17 protein-coding genes are annotated in these 17,667 nt (G+C 45.2%); 12 read left to right on the forward strand and 5 right to left on the reverse strand.

The features are described from left to right. The first annotated feature begins 181 nt into the window (after window positions 1-181). Window positions 182-1,396, forward strand: coding sequence for a beta-ketoacyl-ACP synthase I (gene fabB / locus AACS90_RS18825; protein ID WP_099121106.1), 1,215 nt, complete (start codon window positions 182-184; stop codon window positions 1,394-1,396). A gap of 50 nt (window positions 1,397-1,446) precedes the next feature. Here fabB and AACS90_RS18830 read toward each other — a convergent pair whose 3' ends face one another. The 4 genes from AACS90_RS18830 to AACS90_RS18845 all read right to left on the reverse strand — a co-directional run bounded on the left by AACS90_RS18830 (window position 1,447) and on the right by AACS90_RS18845 (window position 5,830). Continuing rightward, entirely contained in the window at window positions 1,447-2,970 is a 1,524-nt protein-coding gene (locus AACS90_RS18830) for a tripartite tricarboxylate transporter permease (protein ID WP_099121107.1), read from the reverse strand. Between the two features lie 10 nt (window positions 2,971-2,980). Next, window positions 2,981-3,412, reverse strand: a complete 432-nt coding sequence (locus tag AACS90_RS18835) for a tripartite tricarboxylate transporter TctB family protein (RefSeq protein WP_099121108.1) — start codon at window positions 3,410-3,412, stop codon at window positions 2,981-2,983. A 14-nt stretch (window positions 3,413-3,426) separates the two neighbouring features. Next, window positions 3,427-4,401 carry a Bug family tripartite tricarboxylate transporter substrate binding protein gene (locus AACS90_RS18840; RefSeq protein WP_099121109.1) on the reverse strand — a complete coding sequence of 325 codons (975 nt, stop codon included), beginning with the start codon at window positions 4,399-4,401 and terminating at the stop codon, window positions 3,427-3,429. Window positions 4,402-4,921: 520 nt separating this feature from the next. After that, the gene (locus tag AACS90_RS18845) at window positions 4,922-5,830 is read right to left on the reverse strand and encodes a DMT family transporter (protein WP_099121190.1); all 909 of its coding nucleotides are present in this window, start codon (window positions 5,828-5,830) and stop codon (window positions 4,922-4,924) included. Between the two features lie 160 nt (window positions 5,831-5,990). On the opposite strand from AACS90_RS18845, the gene AACS90_RS18850 reads away from it, so the two are divergent. The 11 genes from AACS90_RS18850 (at window position 5,991) to AACS90_RS18900 (ending at window position 16,705) form a co-directional block, all read left to right on the forward strand. Continuing rightward, window positions 5,991-6,752, forward strand: coding sequence for an AraC family transcriptional regulator (locus AACS90_RS18850; protein ID WP_099121110.1), 762 nt, complete (start codon window positions 5,991-5,993; stop codon window positions 6,750-6,752). Between the two features lie 146 nt (window positions 6,753-6,898). Then, entirely contained in the window at window positions 6,899-8,026 is a 1,128-nt protein-coding gene (gene pdxB, locus AACS90_RS18855; protein WP_099121111.1) for a 4-phosphoerythronate dehydrogenase PdxB, read from the forward strand. 113 nt (window positions 8,027-8,139) lie between these two features. After that, window positions 8,140-9,150 (forward strand): aspartate-semialdehyde dehydrogenase, encoded by a 1,011-nt coding sequence (locus AACS90_RS18860; protein WP_099121112.1) that lies wholly within the window; start codon window positions 8,140-8,142, stop codon window positions 9,148-9,150. Then, window positions 9,150-9,995: a tRNA pseudouridine(38-40) synthase TruA gene (gene truA, locus AACS90_RS18865; protein WP_099121113.1), complete on the forward strand. Its 846-nt coding sequence runs from the start codon at window positions 9,150-9,152 to the stop codon at window positions 9,993-9,995. Before AACS90_RS18860 ends, truA begins: the two co-directional genes overlap by 1 nt. A gap of 75 nt (window positions 9,996-10,070) precedes the next feature. Continuing rightward, window positions 10,071-10,760 (forward strand): DedA family protein, encoded by a 690-nt coding sequence (locus AACS90_RS18870; RefSeq protein ID WP_371635221.1) that lies wholly within the window; start codon window positions 10,071-10,073, stop codon window positions 10,758-10,760. A gap of 157 nt (window positions 10,761-10,917) precedes the next feature. Further along, a complete protein-coding gene (gene accD, locus AACS90_RS18875; RefSeq protein WP_099121114.1) occupies window positions 10,918-11,862 on the forward strand; it encodes an acetyl-CoA carboxylase, carboxyltransferase subunit beta in 945 nt (314 codons plus the stop codon). Next, window positions 11,855-13,153, forward strand: a complete 1,299-nt coding sequence (gene folC / locus AACS90_RS18880) for a bifunctional tetrahydrofolate synthase/dihydrofolate synthase (protein WP_099121115.1) — start codon at window positions 11,855-11,857, stop codon at window positions 13,151-13,153. The genes accD and folC overlap by 8 nt, the downstream gene beginning before the upstream one ends. Continuing rightward, on the forward strand, window positions 13,143-13,835 hold the full coding sequence (dedD, locus tag AACS90_RS18885; RefSeq protein WP_099121116.1) for a cell division protein DedD: 693 nt from the start codon (window positions 13,143-13,145) through the stop codon (window positions 13,833-13,835). Before folC ends, dedD begins: the two co-directional genes overlap by 11 nt. Before the next feature lie 201 nt (window positions 13,836-14,036). Beyond that, window positions 14,037-14,525: a colicin V production protein gene (gene cvpA / locus AACS90_RS18890; RefSeq protein WP_099108427.1), complete on the forward strand. Its 489-nt coding sequence runs from the start codon at window positions 14,037-14,039 to the stop codon at window positions 14,523-14,525. A gap of 32 nt (window positions 14,526-14,557) precedes the next feature. Beyond that, the gene (gene purF, locus AACS90_RS18895; RefSeq protein ID WP_099121117.1) at window positions 14,558-16,075 is read left to right on the forward strand and encodes an amidophosphoribosyltransferase; all 1,518 of its coding nucleotides are present in this window, start codon (window positions 14,558-14,560) and stop codon (window positions 16,073-16,075) included. A gap of 45 nt (window positions 16,076-16,120) precedes the next feature. Continuing rightward, on the forward strand, window positions 16,121-16,705 hold the full coding sequence (locus tag AACS90_RS18900; RefSeq protein ID WP_099121118.1) for a UbiX family flavin prenyltransferase: 585 nt from the start codon (window positions 16,121-16,123) through the stop codon (window positions 16,703-16,705). A 26-nt stretch (window positions 16,706-16,731) separates the two neighbouring features. Here the strand turns inward: AACS90_RS18900 and AACS90_RS18905 are convergent, their stop codons facing one another. Further along, window positions 16,732-17,646, reverse strand: a complete 915-nt coding sequence (locus AACS90_RS18905; protein WP_099121119.1) for a TIGR01777 family oxidoreductase — start codon at window positions 17,644-17,646, stop codon at window positions 16,732-16,734. Window positions 17,647-17,667: the final 21 nt, after the last annotated feature.

A 17,667-nucleotide genomic window follows, 5' to 3' on the forward strand; every position in this document is an offset into this window, starting at 1 on the left:
CGAAGAATAATGGGGGATTTTAACGGTCTTGGTGCTGTTACACCACCTATTGAGGATCTTAAGAACTGACTCTGATCAATTGTTCCACGATTTTTAACCTGATCGGACTTGTTCAGCGTACAAGTGTACGCTAAAGTGCGAGTAGGAAATCCCGCAGGTAAACATATTGATGAGGTAATTAATGAAAAGAGCAGTAATCACTGGTCTGGGAATTGTTTCCAGTATTGGTAATAACCAGAAAGAGGTGCTTAAATCTCTGAAAGAAGGCCTTTCCGGGATAACTTTTTCCGAAGAATTCAAAGAAATGGGGCTTCGCAGCCAAGTTTGGGGAAATGTCAAACTGGATACAACAGGTTTGATTGACCGAAAAACACAGCGCTTTATGAGTGATGCTTCTGTTTATGCTTATCTGGCAATGGACGAGGCAATTAAAGATTCCGGCCTGTCAGATGATCAGGTTTCTAATTTACGCACAGGGCTGGTTGTTGGCTCTGGTGGTGGTTCTCCTCATAATCAGGTTGTCTGTGCGGATGGTATGCGTGCCCGTGGCTTACGGGGTGTCGGGCCTTATATGGTTACAAGAACAATGGCTTCCGGCATTTCAGCCTGTCTGGCAACACCATTTAAAATTAAAGGTGTTAACTATTCGATCAGTTCTGCTTGTTCGACCTCTGCGCATTGTATCGGTCATGCTGTTGAGTTAATCCAGCTTGGCAAACAGGATGTTATTTTTGCTGGTGGCGGTGAAGAGCTTAGCTGGGAAATAGCCTGTGAATTTGATGCAATGGGCGCGCTTTCCACCAAATATAATGAAACGCCGGATCGTGCTTCCCGTACTTATGATCAAAACCGTGACGGCTTTGTTATCGCAGGCGGTGGCGGTATCGTGGTTGTTGAGGAATTAGAACATGCATTAGCCCGTGGCGCGCATATTTATGCTGAGGTTATTGGCTACGGAGCAAATTCCGATGGTATGGATATGGTAGCACCTTCAGGCGAAGGGGCTGTTCGCTGTATGAGAATGGCAATGGACGGTATTGATGGTGAAGTAGACTATATCAATACACATGGCACATCGACACCGGTTGGTGACCTGAAAGAGCTGGAAGCTATCCGAGAAGTATTTGGTGATAACACACCTGCAATTTCAGCGACCAAGGCGATGACCGGGCATTCTTTGGGAGCGGCGGGTGCTCAGGAAGCAATCTACAGCCTGTTGATGCTGGAGCACGGGATTATTGCACCGAGCATTAATATCGAAGAGCTGGATGAAAAAGCGCTTGGTATGAATATTATTACAGAACCAACCGAACGCGAGCTAACAACAGTGATGTCCAATAGCTTCGGGTTCGGTGGTACAAATGCATCTTTGGTTATGCGTAAATATTCTGACTGATTTTCTGAAACTGAAAATTTTATCGTTCTGAATAATAGCCAATTCATCAGTTATGTGGATTGGCTATAAATTTTCCTGCTCTTCTGCCGCTTTTTGCGAATGATCCGTAATGTAGGTGGAATAATAAGAACCAGTGCAGCTAAAACCAGCAGAGACTGAGCGATAGCACTGCTCCACAGGATATCAAAACTACCATTGCTGATTGAAAGTGCTCGCCTTAAGTTTTGTTCCAGCATTTCACCGAGCACAAACCCCAGAATAAGTGGTGACATTGGGAAGTTCATTTTCCTGAGAATGTAACCAAAAACTCCCAGACCAACCATTAACATCAGGTCGAACGTGGTGCTGTGTACAGCATAAACGCCGACTGCTGAAATACTGGCAATGACCGGTACCAAAAACCATAGTGGAATACTTAGCATACGGGTAAATAGGCCAATCATTGGGATATTCATAATTAGCAATAGAATATTGGCAATCAGCAGAGCAGCGATTAATCCCCATACAATATCCGGCTGTTCGGTAAACATTGCAGGACCCGGAGTGATGTTATAGAGCGTCAGTGCGCCAATCATTACCGCTGTCGTACCTGAACCCGGGACACCAAGTGTCAGCATGGGAATGAATGAACCACAAGCGGATGCATTATTGGCCGCTTCAGGGGCAGCAACCCCCCGGATATCACCTTTACCGAACGAATCACTGTTACCACTGATTCTTTTTTCTGTCATGTAGGTGATTGCGCTGGCAATGGTAGCTCCGGCGCCGGGCAGTATTCCGACAAAGAAACCAATAACTGATGAGCGTAATATTGGCCCGGTACAGGCTTTGGCTTCTTTTTTATTAAACAGTAATCTTCCGGTTTTACTTATGACTTTTTGGCCGGTAGACGTACTTTCCAGCATCAACAGAATTTCGCTGACAGAAAATAGCCCAATAACAACGACAATAAACTGAATTCCGTCGGAGAGGTGGACACTATCGAAGGTGAAGCGATAAACACCGGTGTTGGAATCAACGCCAACGGTGGCTAAACCCAAACCAATCAAGGCCGCCAGTAGCGATTTAACCGGGTTCTGGCTCATCATGCTGCCAAGACAGGCAATTGCAAAAACCATCAGGGCAAAATATTCAGCAGGCCCGAATGCTAAAGACCATTTTGCCAGAAGAGGCGCAAACAAAATGATCCCGGCAATAGCCAGAATTGAGCCACAGAATGAACTGACTGCTGAGATAGATAATGCAACCCCGGCTTTCCCTTGTTTTGCCATTGGGTGCCCATCCAGAGCGGTCATAATGGCAGCGGCATCCCCCGGTACATTCAGCAGAATTGAAGATATCCGCCCTCCATATTCACAGCCAATATAGACCGTTGCCAGTAAGATTAAGGCGGATTCTGCCGGGAGTTTCAGAGCAAACGCCAGAGGTAATAAAATCGCAACTCCATTGATTGGGCCAAGCCCCGGAAGCAGGCCAACAACAGTCCCAATAAAACAACCGATTAATGCAATAATCAGATTTTTAGGGATTAATGCGACTTCAAAACCATGTGTTAGGTATATCCATGTATCCATTTTTATCTCCTTACCTGAACAGGCTACCAATTGGCAGGGTGACATCTAACAGGTGATCAAAGATAAAAAAGAGAGAGATACCTAAGATCACGCCAGAAATAATTGCGGCGGGAAGTGTGGCGTTAAACAGCAATGCGATGCTGACAGTCAATAATGTTGTTGCCAGAGGGAAGCCTAACCACTCAAACGTTCCGGCATAAAAGATCAGTGAGATAATCAGCAATAATAAACGAAGTAATGTTTGTGGAGCAGGCCAGTTAACTATTTCAGGTTTTTTGAATAGCAGCAGCAGTGCGCACAGTGCCATTAACGAAATAATAGCAATCGGAAAAGGGCGAGGGCCTAGTGGTTCATAACTGTATTCACTGTGGATGCCCCAGCCAATGACCAGCCCTATTCCGCACAACACTAACCAGATGACGGCAAAAATACGATCACTCATAAATACAGTCCCTATTATTTTGCTAAACCAAAAGATTTAGCCATTTCATGGTACTGAGTAACCTGTTTTCTCACATAATCATCCAGCTCTTTGCCTGTCATATTGAATTCAAACAGACCACGCAGCTCACGCTGTTTTTTAAATTCGTCGGTTTGTTGCAGTTTGTTGAACGTGTTAACCCACCATTGATATTGTTCATCAGAAACTTTCGGCCCCATGTAAAAACCCCGGATCACCGGCCATACAATGTCGTAACCCTGTTCTTTAGCGGTCGGGATACCTGCCAGAACGCCATCAAGTCTTTTGTCTGCATAGACAGCAAGAACACGGATTTTATCACTTGTCAGGTATGGCAGAGCCTCGCTGATATCGCCGGAAAAAACCTGAATATGGTTACCCAACAGGGCGGTAAGGGCTTCTCCACCACCTTCAAAGGCGACATAACGCATTTTGTGTGGATCAATACCGGCTTCTTTGGCTAGTAATGCGGTTTTCATCCAATCCTGACTGCCGATGGAAGCACCGGCACCAAAAACAAGATTGGCGGGGTTGCTCTGAAAGACATTGAGGAGGTCTTTTAAGGTTTTATAAGGAGAGTCCTGACGAACGGCAATCATACCGTAATCAGTACCAACACCTGCCAGCCAGCGCACATCATTCACGTTATAACGCCCGAACTTTCCCTGAGCAAGATTTAACAGCGAACCACCGGAAAAGGCGACAATCGTTCCCGGCTCGGCAGGCCGTTGGGCAACAATAGCGTTGTAAGCAACAGCGCCGACTCCACCGGGCATAAATGTTACCCGCATAGGAGAATTAATAACTTTAGTTTCTAATAATGAGACCTGAGCTAATTTACAGGTTAAGTCAAACCCGCCACCGGGCTTAGCTGGAGCGATACATTCAGTTCTGTCAGGGGCGCTGGTTGCAAAGGTATTGACACTGAAAAGTAAACCAGTAGTCACTAATAATGTTTTTAATATTTTCATTTTTTATTCCTCATATGGCACCAGTCCAGTAATGGTGACAATGCAATAAATCTCCGGTGCATTATTATTTATAGAACCGAAATCTCTTATTAGCCGTGAAAAATGTCTATATGTGACATTAATCACCTAATGTCACATTTGGCTTACTTTGAAATACACCGAAATGTTTAATGTTATGTATAACTGAAATAGAGTAAATCTGGTCTTATGTTTTTATATTAGGGAATCTTCTTTAAATGTATCTTTAATAGAATTCACTATTAATATTTTATTAATAAAAAATAAATTTAACTTATGTGTTTTCTAAAAATAGTTTTGATATTAATAAAAATAAATTTATAGATTATAGAGTCAATAGATTTCAGTTTAATAATTCACAAGTGAGTTATGAACAATAAGTGCAGGGAATGGTAAATAGATTCAGTTTGGTGGAGAGTTATTACGATCTGTTTTTGCAGTTATCACCCAATGGTACTGTTGGGCGATAACTGGTGATAAAGTTATTTAAAATTGCTGATGATTAACTTTTGATACTTTTTTCAGTTTGTTTTTTATAACTATTAATTGGAGTACGTAATTGTTGAGCAATCATTACACCAGCTAACACAATACCTCCTCCGATAAGGTGATAGCTATACATCTTTTCGTGAAGCACTACAATCGCAATCATGGCAGTAAAGACCGGAGCCAGGTTCATAAATATCGATGTCATATTTGCACCCAGTCGGCTAACTCCCTGTATCCACACGTAAGGTGCAATAATTGAAGCCGGAATACCCGCAAACAGTACAAGAGGGATATTATCACTGGTTAGCTGGACATCTTCTGTCATCATGAAGTTGGGAGAAAGTAACAGCACGCCAAACCCAATTTGTATATAAAGTGCCTGCCAGTTGGGTAATGGAATTGCCCAGCGTTTGGTCAGGACGCCGTACAGAGCATAAGCGGCTGATGCAATAAACATCATTACGTCTCCGATCCCTAATCCGTTTTCCAACAAAGTAGACGGTTCACCTTTACCCACTAGCCATATCAGCCCAAACAGTGACAAAGCACTTCCGAGTATAATTCCAACGGTCGGCGTGATCCGTAGAACAAATATACTGAGTATGATCGTCAGCAACGGAATTAATGAGGTTAAGATCCCAATCAGTGTTGCACTGACAGTATGGGCGGCATAGTAAATCAGGCTTTGATTAAGAACCATACCAAGAAAACCCAGAACCAATAATTTCCACCAGTGTGGGATGATTGTTTTCCACTGTTTTAGTACCGGCAGTAAGATAAAAGGCGTCAAAATCAAAAACGCGACAAACCAGCGATAGAAAGCGATAGCGCCGGGTTCAATTGAGGTTGCTGCGGATTTACTGACTACCGCATTAGCTGACCAAATCAGGACAGCAATAAGGGGAAATAATAAATTTTTCATTGAATTTAATTGTGTGTAGAACATCGTGTACTTAGTGTAGCAGTGACCGATTTATTATATATATTGAAAATCCGCCAACTGATGAGGCAATCAGGACAATTTATAAATTCCTCTCCGTTTTTGGAAGTAAAAATGAATTTTTTGAAAGGGAGTTAACCAAATGATGTTTCAGTTACCGGACTGGGATATGCCCAACACTCTCATTTTTCGTGATGAAACCCTGAATGCTGATACTGAATTCATGTTGCATTCCCACCCATTCGGGCAATTGATTTATGTTGTCTGCGGCGTTATGGAGATGACTGTGGAAGGACAACGTTTTCTGGCTCCACCGGAGTTTTGTATCTGGATCCCGAAAAATAGTGTTCATTCGAGTTATAACCGGAAAACAATGCGGTTTTGGATAATCGATATTTCACCGCAATTGAGCAAATCTTTGCCCCCTCATCCATGTCTTATCCGGTTAAGTTCTATTTTTCATGCCATTATGCAGGATTTCTTTAGCCGTAAGGTAATTCGGCCACAGACAGATAAAGATCAGCGTCTGACACAGATTCTTATCGATCAGCTTGAACTGTCACCAAGCCAGAATACTTACCTGCCTTCATCAAAAGATAAACTTCTTGCACCGATTTTACAGGAATTAGAGCACAACCCCGCTGATAATACTTCATTGGTAGAATGGGCAAAGAAGCGTTATACCTCGGAAAGAACCTTATCACGTCGATGTCAGCAGGAATTAGGAATGTCTTTTAGTGAGTGGCGACAGCGTCTGCGTTTTCTGCATGCGATTTCTTTGCTGGCACAGGGGAAAAGCGTTTATGAAGTTGCATTTGATGTTGGTTATAGCTCATCGTCCGCTTTTATTGCCATGTTTCAACAGATTGCAGGAACAACGCCGGAACGTTTCAGGAAAGGATGAGCTGAAATAAACATCAATCAGAGTGTACTGGGCTGTAGAAATTTTTTGATAAAGCGCCAAGCAGAAAGATAAAGGGAGATTAGGCATTATGTCGATTAAATGGCAGAATAGCGGATCACGCCCACTTAAGTCGTTGGATAAGAAAAGTGAAAATTTTAGTCGATGAAAATATGCCTTATGCTGAACAACTCTTTAAACAATTAGGAGAAGTTCAGGCAATTCCGGGGCGCCCTGTGCCTGAGGGTGTTTTGGAACACGCAGATGCCTTTATGGTGCGTTCTGTCACTAAAGTTAATGAGTCCCTGTTAAAAGGCAGTGCTGTAAAATTTGTCGGTACAGCGACTGCGGGTATGGATCATGTTGATCAGCCGTGGTTAGAGCAGGCGGGGATCGGTTTTTCTGCTGCTCCCGGATGCAACGCAATTGCTGTTGTTGAGTATGTTTTCTCCGCGCTGATGATATTGGCAGAGCAGGATCAATTTCAGCTGAAAGATAAAACTGTCGGTATTGTCGGTGTTGGTAATGTCGGGGGGCGTCTGGCAGCACGGCTGGACGCTCTGGGCGTGAAAACTCTTTTGTGCGACCCGCCGCGGGCAGATCGGGGAGATAAAGGTGAATTCTGGCCTTTGGAAAAACTGGTCAAAGAGGCAGATATTCTGACATTCCATACCCCGCTTAATACATCAGGACCTTATCAGACTTATCATCTGGCAGATGCAGAACTGCTTTCTGCCTTGCCGGATAATCGCATCTTAATTAATGCCAGCCGTGGTGAAGTGGTTGATAATCAGGCACTGTTATCAGCTTTACAAAACGGAAAAAAATTGCGCGTCGTACTTGATGTCTGGGAACCAGAACCTAACCTTTCATTACCTTTGCTGGAGCTGGTGGATATCGGTACACCGCATATTGCGGGATATACTCTGGAAGGCAAGGCGCGTGGTACAACCCAGGTTTTTGAGGCGTATTGTGAATTTTTAGGGAAGCCACAAAAAACCGCATTATCTGATTTACTGCCTGAGTCTGATTTCAGCCATATCACGGTTCGTGGTGAAGTGACACAAAGCATCCTGAAGCGTCTGATGCATTTAGTGTATGATGTGCGCCGTGATGATGCACCATTGCGTCAGGTAGCCGGTCAGAACGGTGCTTTTGACCAGCTGCGGAAAAATTATCCGGAACGCCGTGAGTGGTCTTCCCTGACCGTGCATTGTGATTCTGAAAGCAGTGCTCAATTACTATCCCAGATTGGATTTGACGCTAAAGTCATTTAAAAACAGTTGATTAACGGAATTCAATTAACCGTATCGAATTAACTGTATTGAGTTAACAACAGGCAGAATTCTCTGCCTGCCAGCAAAATACTAGAGAAGTGGAGAAAACCAACATGTCAGAAGGTTGGAATATTGCGCTGTTGGGTGCAACGGGCGCAGTAGGTGAAGCGATATTGGCGTTATTACAGGAGCGCCAGTTTCCGGTTGGTGAACTGCATCTTCTTGCCAGTGAACAAAGTGTCGGTAGCATTAAGCGGTTTAACGGTAAGAACGTCGCCGTTCGCGATGTTGCCGAATTTGACTGGTCACAGGTACAGCTAGCATTTTTTGCTGTGGGTATGGAAGTCACAGCACAACATATTGCACAGGCAACAGATGCGGGCTGTCTGGTGATTGACAGCAGCGGATTGTTTGCCGCTGAACCGGATGTTCCATTGGTTGTGCCGACAGTAAATCCGCATGCGCTGGCTGAGTATCGTAACCGTAATATTGTTGCGGTTGCAGATAGTGCAACCAGTCAGGTGTTAACGGCTATTAAACCTTTAATTGATACTGCGGGTATCGCGCGTTTACAACTGACCAATATCCTGCCGGTTTCTGTTCATGGTAAAGCAGCGATTGACGAACTGGCGGGGCAAAGTGCCCGTTTATTAAATGGTATTCCACCAGATGAAGGGCGTTTCAATAAACAACTGGCATTCAACTTACTGCCTTTGCTGCCTGATGCGGAAGGAACAGTGCGTGAAGAGCGCCGGATTGTCGATCAGGTTCGCAGAATATTACAGGATGAAGGTTTACCTGTTTCAGTCAGCTGTGTTCAGTCTTCCGTTTTCTACGGTATTGCCCAGATGGTCAGTGTGGAAACACTGCGTCCTGTTGGCGTAGAAGAAGCGCGTGACGAATTTGAACGTCTTGAAGAAATTCAGGTCTCAGAAGAAGGGGATTACCCGACTCAGGTGACTGACGCATCAGGTGCTGATGGGCTGAGTATCGGCTGTCTGCGTAATGATTACGGAATGCCGGAGATGTTACAGTTCTGGTCTGTTGCCGATAATATTCGTTTCGGCGGTGCATTGATGGCGGTTGAAGTCGCAGAAAAACTGATGCAGGAGCAATTTTACTGATGTCTGATACAGAACTGAATCAGTCTGTGCCAGAAGCAAAAAAAGTGAAAATTGCACTGGGGATTGAATACGACGGCAGCCGCTATTATGGCTGGCAGCGTCAGCAGGAAGTCAGAAGTGTACAGGCGTGTCTGGAAAAAGCGCTGTCAAAAGTTGCAAATGAGCCAATTGCTGTTTTCTGTGCAGGCAGAACGGATGCGGGAGTTCACGCAACCGGGCAGGTTGTGCATTTTGAAACTTCGGCACAGCGCAAAGATGCAGCATGGACAATGGGCGTTAATACTCATTTACCTGCGGATATTGCGGTGCGTTGGGTGAAAGCGGTAGATGATGAATTTCATGCCCGTTTCAGCGCAACAGCACGTCGGTATCGGTACGTTATCTTTAACCATCGTTACCGTCCAGCGGTATTGGCGAAAGGCGTCACGCATTTTCATTATCCGCTGGATGAGAAAAAGATGCATGCAGCAGCACAGTGTCTGTTAGGAGAGAATGATTTTACTTCTTTCAGGGCCGTGCAGTGCCAGTCCAATTCGCCTTGGCGCAATCTGATGCACATTAATGTCAGTCGCCACGGGCATTATGTTGTCGTGGATATCAAGGCAAATGCTTTTGTCCATCATATGGTACGTAATATTGTCGGCAGCTTGCTTGAAATTGGCTGTGGTAATCAGGGCGTACAATGGATGGCTGAGTTGTTAGCACTGAAAGATCGGACAAAAGCAGCAGCAACGGCTAAAGCTGAAGGGCTATATTTAGTTGCGGTGGATTATCCTGCTCATTTTGGGTTGCCTGAGCCAGTGATGGGGCCTTTGTTTTTGGCTGATGAGTTAGTTTCTGGCTGATGAACTGGTTTTTGACTGATAAATGCTGATTTTTTCGAATGACGTCAGGGATGTTTGAGCACTACGAGGAATATTATGGAGTTTTTTACTCATTTTATTGATTTCGCGAAGTTCATTGTTGATTTTATTTTACATATTGATTCCCACTTGGCTGAATTAGTTGCCAATTATGGTGACTGGGTATATGGGATCTTATTTTTAATTGTATTTTGTGAAACGGGGCTGGTGGTTACACCGTTCCTGCCGGGAGACTCACTACTATTTGTAGCGGGAGCGCTGTCGGCTTTGGATTCTAACGATCTTAACGTACATATTATGGCTGCACTGATAATTGCCGCGGCAATTATTGGGGATGCTATAAACTATACTATTGGTCGTGTTTTCGGTGAGAAACTGTTCAATAATCCAAATTCCCGGATTTTCCGTCGCAGCTATCTGGAGAAAACTCATCAGTTTTATGAGAAACATGGCGGAAAAGCGATAATTCTGGCGCGGTTTGTGCCAATCATCCGAACATTTGCTCCATTCGTTGCCGGAATGGGCAAAATGTCTTACCGACATTTTGCTGCATATAATGTTATTGGGGCATTGATATGGGTATTATTGTTCACTTATGCCGGTTATTTATTCGGTGACATGCCGATTATCCAACAGAATCTGAAATTATTGATTGTTGCAATCATCTTTATTTCTATTCTGCCGGGTGTGATTGAAATCTGGCGTCATCGCCGGGCGACATCTAAAAAAGCGTCAGATAATAATTAGATGTCACTAAATGATAGATAGCCACAAACAGGTTTGAGCAGTTTTTTATCCACTCTGTTATAGCATTGTGGTTTAATGGCACGTAAAACAAAAGCTGGCTTATACCGAGGAAATGCAGCCCCCGTGATAGGCCAGAATCAGACGGAAAGGTTCATTAATGAGCTGGATTGAAAAGATTCTAAACAAAAGCAAAATCATGCAAACTCGTAAGGCAAATATCCCTGAAGGAGTTTGGACTAAATGCGACAGTTGCAGTCAGGTGCTTTATCGCGCTGAATTAGAGCGTAACCTCGAAGTGTGTCCAAGATGTGACCACCATATGAAAATTTCTGCCCGCCAGCGTTTGCAGTCATTTTTGGATGAGGGAAGTACAACAGAGTTAGGCAGCGAATTAGAGCCTAAAGATATCCTGAAATTCCGCGATATCAAAAAATATAAAGATCGTCTGGCAGCAGCTCAGAAGCAGACTCAGGAAAAAGATGCCCTGGTCGTCATGAAAGGCTTGTTACATGATATGCCGGTTGTCGCGGCCGCATCTGAGTTTAACTTTATGGGCGGTTCAATGGGTTCGGTTGTTGGCGCGCGTTTTGTGCGTGGCGTTGAACAGGCACTGGAAGACAACTGCCCGTTTATCTGCTTTGTCTCCAGTGGTGGAGCACGTATGCAGGAATCACTGATGTCACTGATGCAGATGGCAAAAACCAGTGCTGCATTAGCGAAAATGCAGGATCGTGGCTTACCTTATATTTGTGTTCTGACTAACCCGACGTTTGGTGGTGTGACTGCAAGTATGGGTATGCTGGGTGACATCAATATTGCAGAGCCTAAAGCATTGATCGGTTTTGCTGGCCCACGGGTTATCGAGCAGACCGTACGTGAGAAATTACCGGAAGGTTTCCAGCGCAGTGAATTCCTGCTGGAAAAAGGTGCGATTGATATGATCATGCGCCGTCCGGAAATGAGAGAAAGAATTGCCGGTATGCTTGCCATGATGACTCATCAGCCACATCCCGACGCGAAAAAAGAAGTAACAGAAATTGTTGCTGAACCTGCTGACGTCGAAGTTGACATAAACATCAACCCTAATAAAGAAGATGTCTGATACTTTACATATTCCTCAAGCCACATCGTCACTGACGATGTGGCTTTCCTACCTCGGAAACCTGCACTCGAAAGCGATTGATATGGGGCTTGAGCGTATCGGTACGCTTGCCGGTAAACTGGATTTATTACATCCGGCTCCTAAAGTCATTACGGTATCCGGTACCAATGGTAAGGGCACAACCTGTCATACCCTTGAATCCATTCTTCTGGCTGCGGGCCTGAAAGTCGGCGTTTACAGCTCCCCACATCTGGTCCGCTATACCGAGCGGGTGCGTATTCAGGGTAATGAACCAACAGAGCAGGATTTTTGCCGTGTTTTTGCCGGTATTGAATCTCAGCGTGGTGATATCTCCTTAACCTATTTTGAATATGGAACACTGGCGGCATTGCAGCTCTTCAAAGAAGCTGATCTTGACGCTGTGATCCTCGAAGTAGGGCTGGGTGGTCGTCTCGATGCCACTAATATTGTCGATGCAGATATTGCCGCTGTTACCAGCATTGCACTGGATCATACGGATTGGCTTGGCGCGGATCGTGAACATATCGGGCGCGAAAAAGCGGGTATTTTCCGTCATGGGCACTTTGCTGTCGTTGGCGAGCCGGATATGCCTCAGTCCATTGCTGATGTTGCCGATGAACTGGGAGCCAAATTATTCTGTCGGGGTAAAGACTGGGATTTTGCCCAGGAAAAAGAAAGCTGGCACTGGCGAACAGTCGATCGACAATTTAATTCGCTGCCGATCCCTAACCTGCCATTAGCTAATGCTGCAACTGCACTGGGCGTCATTCACTGCCTGTTACAGCAGAATGATAAAGTCAGTCAGGCGATTGATGAACAGGCTATTCATGATGGCTTGAAGCGTGCCCAGTTACCGGGGCGTTTTCAAATCATAGGGGAAAAGCCGCGTATCATTCTGGATGTGGCACATAATCCCCATGCAGCCGGGTATCTGGCACAAAAACTGGCGGAGTTATCCCGTTCGCCGGGCAGTAAGGTACGGGGTGTTGTCGGCATGTTGCAGGATAAGGACATCGCGGGAACACTGGCCTGTCTTAGCAGTCAAATTGACGAATGGTATTGTGCATCACTACATGAATTTCGTGGTGCAGAAGCGGCTGTACTGGCTGAACACCTGCCCGATGCCCGGATATTCCCGGACGTTGAACAGGCATGGCATCAGGCTATGGAAGAGGCATCAGAGCAGGATATTATCGTGGTCTGTGGTTCTTTCCATACGGTCGCTCATGTTATGGAGTCATTGGAGGAGATAAAGGGACGTGGCAAGTAAATTTCAAAATCGCTTAGTCGGAACCATCGTTCTTGTGGCACTGAGTGTCATCGTGCTGCCGATGCTGCTGGACGGCGATAAGAAATACAATGAGGAAAAATTCGCTTCTATACCATTAGTGCCTAAGCCGGGTGATGAAGAGAATATTGATTCGATTCCGCCACTGACACAAAGTATGCCGTCTGCACCTCCGGAAGGGGCTGCAGAGGCAATGCAGACACAAGTTCAGGAGCCGCAGCAAGATACGGATACATTTTCCGGTTCTTCAGCCCCGGAATCAGTACCTGAGCCACCGGCAGCAACGGCAGGAGACACCGGAGAACAGGTAAAACCTGATCTTTCTGTTACTCCTAAAACAGAAACCAAACCGCAGGTTAAGGTAGAGAGTCGCACTGAAAGCCAGCCGGAAGTGAAACCCCGTGCTGTTGAACAGGCACCGCAGGCCGTTGCTTATGTTGTGCAACTTGGGGCATTAAAAAATGCGGATAAAGTGAATGAAATTGTGGCTAGGCTACGTCTTTCAGGGCATCAGGTCTATACAGTTCCTTCTTCGGCAGTACAAGGTCAGTTAACCCGGATTTATGTCGGGCCGAATGCATCAAAACAGGCTTTGGGATCTATTTTGCCTGAACTGAGAGAATTAACCGGCTTACAGGGGCAAATTAAAAATTACACGCCATAACATCATGCTCTTACATGCGGGGCTAAAACCTGCCGTGAAAGATCCGGAACCCTTCATAATGCGCATAGCTTGTACAGGCAGATATGAACGGTTCCTTAAATTATTTTTAATAGCAGAGTGATAAATCTGCTACGCAAACGTTTTCGTTTTCTGTTAGAATGCGCCCGACCTGAAAGTCGGGAGCCTGTTTTGGATTAAAATATGGTCTGGATAGATTATACAATTATTGCCATTATTGGTTTCTCTGCACTGGTCAGCCTGATTAGGGGCTTTGTTCGTGAGGCACTTTCACTGATCACTTGGGGATGTGCTTTCTTTGTTGCAAGCCACTTCTATACTTACCTGGCGGTTTATTTTACCCGTCTTGGAGATGAGCTGGTGCGCAATGGGGTTGCGATTGCTATTTTATTCATTGCAACACTGATTGTTGGTGCAGTAGTAAATTATGTGATTGGCTCACTTGTTCAGCGAACAGGCTTATCAGGTACTGATCGGGTTCTGGGGATCTGTTTCGGGGCGTTGCGTGGTGTATTAATCGTTTCTGCCATTTTGTTTATTGCAGACTCATTTACTCCGCTTCCCCAAAGTGCGGACTGGAAACAGTCGCAGTTGATCCCTCAGTTCAGTCAAATTATCAGGTGGTTTTTTGACTACCTGCAAAACGCGTCGAGTTTCCTACCGGAGAAATAGCCTTCTCCGCCTGACTGATGAGGAAAGACTACATGTGCGGTATTGTTGGTATCGTTGGTTTTACATCGGTTAACCAGTCGATTTATGATGCATTGACGGTGCTTCAGCACCGTGGACAGGATGCAGCAGGTATTGCGACTATTGATGGTAACAATGAATTCCGTTTACGTAAGGCCAATGGTTTGGTCAAAGATGTGTTTGAAACAAAACACATGTTACGTTTACAAGGGACAATCGGAATTGGGCATGTCCGTTATCCGACAGCGGGGAGTTCCAGCGCTTCCGAAGCCCAGCCCTTTTATGTGAACTCACCTTTTGGTATCACATTGGCACATAACGGCAATCTGACAAACGCACCGGAACTGAAAAAAAGTCTGTTTGAAAATGCCCGTCGCCATGTCAACACAACGTCTGATTCTGAAATCCTGCTGAATATTTTTGCTGATGAGTTAACTCAATTTCCGCATTTTCCATTAGAACCTGATGATATTTTTGCGGCAATTGCGGCAATGCACCGGAAAATCCGGGGTGCTTATGCCTGTGTCGCGATGATCATCGGGCATGGTTTGGTGGCTTTCCGTGATCCGAACGGGATCCGGCCTCTGGTATTAGGGAAACGTACACTGGCAGATGGCCACAGTGAATATATGGTGGCATCGGAAAGTGTGGCGCTGGATACCTTAGGGTTTGAGTTCCTGCGGGATGTCGCTTCAGGTGAGGCTATTTATATTACTGAGCAGGGGCAATTATTTACTCGCCAGTGCGCAGAAACTCCCTCATTAACTCCCTGTCTGTTCGAATTTGTTTACCTTGCCCGCCCAGATTCCTTTATAGATAAAATTTCCGTTTATAACGCCCGGTTACGAATGGGAAGAAAGTTAGGGGAAAAAATAGCCCGCGAATGGGAAGATTTACAAATAGACGTTGTTATCCCTATTCCTGAAACTTCCTGCGATATAGCACTGGAAATCGCCCATATTCTGGATAAACCTTATCGTCAGGGGTTCGTTAAAAACCGTTATGTCGGGCGTACCTTCATTATGCCCGGCCAGCATGAACGCCGTAAATCAGTCCGGCGTAAACTGAACGCCAACCGTGCTGAATTCCGTGGTAAAAACGTTTTACTGGTGGATGATTCTATTGTCCGTGGTACAACTTCGGAACAAATTGTGGAACTGGCCCGGGAAGCTGGCGCTAAGAAAGTCTATTTTGCTTCGGCTGCGCCTGAAGTCCGTTTCCCGAATGTCTACGGAATCGACATGCCAAATGCTAATGAATTGATAGCTCACGGTCGTGAAGTTAATGAAATTCGCCAATTGATTGGTGCTGATGCCCTGATATATCAGGATCTTTCTGATTTAATCGCTGCGATGCATGAAGAAAATCCGGATATTGAAAAATTTGAATGTTCAGTTTTTGACGGTATCTATGTCACGAAAGATATTGATCAGACTTATCTCGATTATCTGGAAAACCTGCGTAAAGATGATGCTATGAAATTACAGGGACAGAGCGAAATCGAGAGCCTGGAAATCTATAATGAAGGATAATAACATTCCTATCATTGAGTTATTTCGGGTATTACTGAGGAGCGCATGAAAAAACTGATCGTCGGTCTGACAGGGGCAAGTGGTGCAATTTATGGCATTCGGCTACTACAGGTCTTACAGCCTGTAGAGGATATTGAAACACATCTGATAATCAGCCAGTCAGCCCGGCAAACACTGGCACTGGAGACAGACTACACGTTGCGTGAAGTGCAGTCCCTTGCTGATGTGGTACATGATAACCGTGACATTGCCGCCTCTATCTCTTCGGGATCATTTAAGACATCAGGGATGGTGATTTTACCTTGTTCCATCAAAACATTATCGGGCATTGTGCATAGCTATACGGATGGCCTAATCACCCGTGCTGCCGATGTTGTCTTGAAAGAGGGGCGTAAACTGGTTCTGGGAGTCAGGGAAACGCCATTACATTTGGGGCATTTAAGGTTAATGACTCAGGCCGCTGAAATAGGGGCAGTAATTATGCCGCCAGTACCTGCATTTTATCATCGGCCTGAATCTGTTCAGGATATTGTCGACCAGACAGTCAACCGCGTGCTTGATCAGTTTGATATCGACCTGCCAGCGGATCTATTTAATCGTTGGCAGGGAGCAAAATCTGTCAATATTTAACATATCAGTATTTAAAACGTCAGCGTTCAATACTGCCTGACGTTTTCCGTCAGTAAATGTTTTAGGGCTTCTTCTAATTCAAAATAGCGGAAGCCGAATCCGGCTTCTTCCAGCCGCTTCGGTATCGCTTGTTGCCCGCCTAATACCAGTGCTGCGGCTTCACCCATAACTATTTTTAATACAAAAGCAGGGATCCTGAACACAGCAGGGCGATGCAGTACTTTTGCCAGTATTGCGCTGAACTGATCATTATGAATAGGATAGGGCGCGGTCATATTGAAAGGGCCCTCCAACTCAGGAGAGACCAGCAGATAGTAAATACCATTGACCATATCATCAATATGGATCCACGGCATATATTGCCTGCCATCCCCTATAGCTCCCCCAAGCCCTAAACGGAACATAGGCAGCATTTTACTAAGGGCACCTCCCTGATTTGCCAGCACAATACCTGTTCTCAGCAAACATACCCGGGTTTTTTCACTTTTAGCCTGTAAGGCTAGTTTTTCCCAGCGTTCACAGAGTTGGTGGGCAAACTCCTCATGGGGAGGCTCATCTTCTGATACAACGGACTGCCCTTGATCGCCATAATAGCCGACGGCTGAACCGGAAATAAAAACAGAAGGAGGAGACTCACCTGCTCTTATCAGTGCACTTAATTTTTCGGTCAGTTCCCAGCGGCTCTGGCAGAGTTTATCTTTTTGTTTTGGTGTCCATCGCTTATCTACGATAGGCTCACCGGCAAGATTGATAACTGCATCAAAGCCATCCAGAGTGTTCCGGTCATTCAATGTCGTCCAGCATTCCACCTGATCACTAAATAAAGAATAAACTTTTTGTGGAGACCGGCTCAGAACAGTGATGGAGTGGGAGAGTGAAAGTAATTGATAGACTAACCGTTGGCCTATCAGTCCAGTTCCCCCTGTAACTAAAATATGCATAACCACTCCTTGTGAACAAAG

The organism is Xenorhabdus sp. KK7.4, assembly GCF_963876465.1.
Classification (GTDB): domain Bacteria; phylum Pseudomonadota; class Gammaproteobacteria; order Enterobacterales; family Enterobacteriaceae; genus Xenorhabdus; species Xenorhabdus stockiae.